The sequence below is a fragment of the Streptomyces sp. UH6 genome, assembly GCF_013421635.1.
Classification (GTDB): Bacteria; Actinomycetota; Actinomycetes; order Streptomycetales; family Streptomycetaceae; genus Streptomyces; species Streptomyces abyssomicinicus.
Map to the genome: position 1 here is coordinate 1 of NZ_JACADT010000460.1, position 4,374 is coordinate 4,374.

The 4,374-nt window shown below is 73.6% G+C and carries 5 protein-coding genes; 1 reads left to right on the plus strand and 4 read right to left on the minus strand.

Translation table 11 applies throughout. The features are described 5' to 3' along the window. From HW445_RS19885 to HW445_RS19900, 4 genes are all read right to left on the minus strand, one after another. Positions 1-1,355, minus strand: a 1,355-nt coding sequence (locus HW445_RS19885; RefSeq protein WP_180222344.1) for a HAMP domain-containing sensor histidine kinase, incomplete at its 3' end; no start/stop codon positions are given. A 4-nt stretch (positions 1,356-1,359) separates the two neighbouring features. Then, positions 1,360-2,076: a response regulator transcription factor gene (locus tag HW445_RS19890; RefSeq protein ID WP_180222345.1), complete on the minus strand. Its 717-nt coding sequence runs from the start codon at positions 2,074-2,076 to the stop codon at positions 1,360-1,362. Between the two features lie 65 nt (positions 2,077-2,141). Next, complete coding sequence (locus HW445_RS19895; protein ID WP_180222346.1) at positions 2,142-2,771, minus strand: CE1759 family FMN reductase; 630 nt, start codon at positions 2,769-2,771, stop codon at positions 2,142-2,144. Further along, positions 2,768-3,940, minus strand: coding sequence for an LLM class flavin-dependent oxidoreductase (locus tag HW445_RS19900; protein ID WP_180222348.1), 1,173 nt, complete (start codon positions 3,938-3,940; stop codon positions 2,768-2,770). The genes HW445_RS19895 and HW445_RS19900 overlap by 4 nt, the downstream gene beginning before the upstream one ends. A 114-nt stretch (positions 3,941-4,054) precedes the next feature. Between HW445_RS19900 and HW445_RS19905 the strand changes: the two genes are divergently transcribed. Beyond that, the coding region (locus HW445_RS19905) for a YnfA family protein (protein WP_180222347.1) at positions 4,055-4,374 on the plus strand (320 nt) is incomplete at its 3' end.

Here is a 4,374-nt window from a genome sequence, read left to right on the forward strand (position 1 = left end):
CCGCCGTCGCGGCGGAAGGCGAACGGGGCGCCGTTGTGGGAGGCGGCGACCTCGCGGACGATCGAGAGGCCGAGGCCGGAGCCGGGGAGGCTGCGGGCGGCCGGGGTGCGGTAGAAGCGGTCGAAGACGCGGCCCAGGTGGGCGGGGGCGATGCCGGGGCCGCGGTCGAGGACCTCCACGCGGACGGGGCCGGAGCCCTCGGGGCGGATCACCCGGACCTCGATGGGGCCGGTGCCGTCCTGGTCGAACTTGGCGGCGTTCTCCACCAGGCTGGAGATGGCCCGCTGGAGGGCCGAGGCGCGGCCGTCGACCGTGGTGTCGCCGGTGACGGCGACCCGGATGTCGCGGCCGGTGCGGCGGCGGGCGTGCACGGCGACGTCCTCGGCGAGTTCCGCGAGGTCGACCGGGCGGACGGGTTCGGCGTCCGACTGGCCCGCCGCGAGGTCGACCAGCTCGTTGACCAGGTCGGTCAGCTCGCGTGACTCGGTGGCCAGGTCGTCCACCAGTTCCTCGCGGGCCCGCGGCGGGAGCTCGTCGATCCGGCGGAGCGTCGAGATGTTGGTGCGCAGCGAGGTCAGCGGCGTGCGCAGCTCGTGGCCGGCGTCCTGGACCAGGCGGCGCTGGTCCTCCTCGGACTGGGCGAGCCGGTCGAGCATGCGGTCGAAGGAGCGGCCGAGGCGGCCCACCTCGTCGCCGCCGGTGACCGGGACCTGGATGGACAGCCGGCGGGTGCGGGCCACCGCCTCGGCGGCGTCGGTCAGGGCGACCAGGCGGCGGGTGATGCGGTGGGCGAGCCACCAGCCGAAGAGGCCGGCGGCGAAGACGACGGCGACGATCTGCCAGGCGGTGCGCCGCTGGAGTTCGCGCAGCAGGTCCTCGGTGTCGCTGAACTCGTGGGCGACCTGGACCGCCCCGCGTCCGCCGCCGAGGGAGACGGTGGCGATGCGGTACATGTCGTGGCCGGCTTCGATGTCGGCGTGCTCGACGGTGCGTCCGGCGGCCTGCTGGAGGGCGGTGCGGCGGTCCTCGGCGGTGACCGGGAGGGCGGGGCGGCCGGGGTCGTCCACCGAACCGTCCGGTCCCAGGACCTGCACGACCGTGCGGCTGGGGCGGACGATGTCGTGGCCGGGGACGTGCGAGGAGAAGTCCTCCGGGGTCATCCGCCGCTCCCGGACCTCGGCCCGCAGGTCGCCGACCACCTCGGCGAATATCGTCTGCTGGTCGATCCGCACCATCCGCGCGGCGGCGCTGTAGGAGAGCAGGCCGACCACCACGGTGACCGCGGCGGCGACCGCCGCGAAGGAGACGGCGAAGCCGGTGCGCAGCGAGGCCAGCCGGCCGTGGCGTGCGGGCATCCGCTCAGCCCTCCCGCAGCACGTACCCGACGCCCCGCACGGTGTGGATCAGCTGCGGGGCGCCCGGTTCGTCGAGCTTGCGGCGCAGGTAGCCGACGTAGACGGCGAGGTTCTTGGAGCCGGGGCCGAAGTCGTAGCCCCAGATGCGGTCGTAGATGGTGGCGTGGTCGAGGACCACGCCCGCGTGGCGCAGCAGCAGTTCCAGCAGGTCGAACTCGGTGCGGGTGAGCTCCATCTCGCGCTCGCCGCGCCAGACGCGGCGGGCGGAGGGGTCCATCCGCAGCCCGGCCGCGGTCAGGGCCCTGGGGCCGGTGGTGTTCGGGTCCTGCGCGGCGGGCGCGGGCAGGGGTTCCTTGCCGGCCCGGCGCAGCAGGGCGCGCAGGCGGGCGAAGACCTCGTCCACCTCGAACGGCTTGGGCACGTAGTCGTCCGCCCCGGCGTCCAGGCCGGCGATCCGGTCGGCGGTCTCGACCAGCGCGGTCAGCATCAGGATCGGTGTGCGGTCGCCGCGGGCGCGCAGTTCGCGGCAGACCTGGAGGCCATCGACGCCGGGCATCATCACGTCCAGCACCAGGACGTCGGGCGCGGTGGCGGTGGCCTGCTCGAGCGCGGCGGCGCCGTCGGAGACGGCGGTGACCTGGTAGCCCTCCAGGGTGAGGGCGCGGGCCAGCGCGTTGCGGATGGCGCGGTCGTCCTCGGCGAGCAGCACGGTGTGGGGCACGCGCACAGTGTGTCATTTCCGTGCAGGTGCCCCACAGGCCGTGCGGCGGGACGGGGCCCGGTGGGTCAGGACGGGCGGCGCAGCGCCTGGAGGGCCTGCTCGAAGGGGACGGTCTCCAGCTCGCCGACCCGGACGACGGCGGGGTCGTCCTCCTGCGCGGTGCGGGCGGCGGGCAGCCGGGCGGGCCCGGCCATCAGGGCCGCGAGCTGGCCCGCCGCGCGCTCGATGCGCTCCGGCAGTCCCTCGGCGCCCCAGTCCTCCGAGGCCGCGTACACGCCGGTCGGCACGACCACGGCCTTCAGGTGGCTGAAGAGCGGCCGCAGCGCGTGGTCCAGCACCAGGGAGTGGCGGGCCGAACCACCGGTCGCGGCGATCAGCACCGGCTTGCCGTCCAGGGCGCCCCGGTCCAGGACGTCGAAGAACGCCTTGAACAGTCCGCTGTAGGAGGCGGAGAAGACCGGGGTGACGACGATCAGCCCGTCGGCCTCGGCGACCGCCTGCTGGGCGGCGGCGAGCTCGCGGCCCGCGTAGCCGTTGGTGAAGTTGTGCGCGATCTCCACGGCGAGGTCGCGCACCTCGATCACCTGGATCCCGGCGTCCGTGCGGCCGGCGGTGGCCTGGGCCAGGCGGTCGGCCAGCAGCCGGGTGGACGACGGGACGCTCAGCCCCGCCGAGACGACGACCAGCTTCCTCATCGTGCGGTCTCCTTCTCCTTCTCGTCCGTCGTGGAGGCACCGGCGGTCCCGGCCCCGGCCCCGGTCCCGGTCCCGGCCTGGGCCTCGGCCTTGGCCGCCTCGTCGGCGGCGACGAGCGAGGCGTGGGTGGGCGCGTCCGGCACGTCGGCCGGGCGGCCCTTGGCGAACTCCTCGCGGAGCACCGGGACGACCTCCTCGCCGAGGATGTCGAGCTGCTCCAGCACGGTCTTCAGCGGCAGGCCCGCGTGGTCCATCAGGAACAGCTGGCGCTGGTAGTCGCCGGCCACCTCGCGGAACGACAGGGTCCGCTCGATGACCTCCTGCGGGGAGCCGACGGTCAGCGGGGTCTCGCGGGTGAACTCCTCCAGGGAGGGGCCGTGGCCGTAGACCGGCGCGTTGTCGAAGTAGGGGCGGAACTCGCGGACCGCGTCCTGGCTGTTCTTCCGCATGAACACCTGGCCGCCGAGCCCGACGATGGCCTGCTCGGGGCGGCCGTGCCCGTAGTGGGCGAACCGGGTCCGGTAGAACTCGACCATCCGGCGGGTGTGGTCGGAGGGCCAGAAGATGTTGTTGTGGAAGAAGCCGTCGCCGTAGTAGGCGGCCTGCTCGGCGATCTCGGGGGACCGGATCGAGCCGTGCCAGACGAACGGCGGGACGTCGTCCATGGGGCGGGGCGTGGAGGTGAAGCCCTGCAGCGGCGTGCGGAACTTGCCCTCCCAGTTCACCACGTCCTCCCGCCAGAGGCGGCGGAGCAGGGCGTAGTTCTCGATGGCGAGGTTGATGCCCTCACGGATGTCCTGGCCGAACCACGGGTAGACCGGGCCGGTGTTGCCGCGGCCCATCATCAGGTCCACCCGGCCGTCCGCGAGGTGCTGGAGCATCGCGTAGTCCTCGGCGATCTTCACCGGGTCGTTGGTGGTGATCAGCGTGGTCGAGGTGGAGAGGGTGAGGGTCTTCGTCCGCGCCGCGATGTAGCCGAGCATCGTGGTGGGCGAGGAGGGCACGAAGGGCGGGTTGTGGTGCTCGCCGGTGGCGAAGACGTCGAGCCCGACCTCCTCGGCCTTGAGCGCGATGGCGACCATGGCCTTGATGCGTTCCCGCTCGCTCGGCGTGCGGCCGGTGGTGGGGTCGGTCGTCACGTCGCCGACCGAGAAGATCCCGAACTGCATGGTCATGGTCGCTCACTCCAATGTTGTTGACCATTGAACTATATCCGACAACGAGGCGGGTGCGGCAGGTATTCCGGTCCGCTCCGGGCCGGCGGGGCATGGCATGGTGGCCCGATGGGGATTGCGAGGTCCGCGGGGCTGTTCGTGCTGGCCGCGGTGCTGGAGATCGGCGGCGCGTGGCTCGTCTGGCAGGGGTTCCGGGAGAGCCGCGGGTGGGTGTGGATCGGGGCCGGGGTGCTGGCCCTGGGGGCCTACGGCTTCGTCGCCACGTTCCAGCCGGACGGGGAGTTCGGGCGGGTGCTCGCCGCGTACGGCGGGGTGTTCGTCGCGGGCTCCATCGCCTGGGGCGCCCTCGCCGACGGCTACCGGCCCGACCGGTGGGACGTCGCGGGCGCGCTCGTCTGCCTCCTGGGCATGGCCCTGATCATGTACGC

Bases quoted from the DNA above. Each gene is read 5' to 3' on its own strand.
- HW445_RS19895 (WP_180222346.1), bottom strand. From the start codon at position 2,771: ATGAGGAAGCTGGTCGTCGTCTCGGCGGGGCTGAGCGTCCCGTCGTCC.
- HW445_RS19900 (WP_180222348.1), bottom strand. From the start codon at position 3,940: ATGCAGTTCGGGATCTTCTCGGTCGGCGACGTGACGACCGACCCCACC.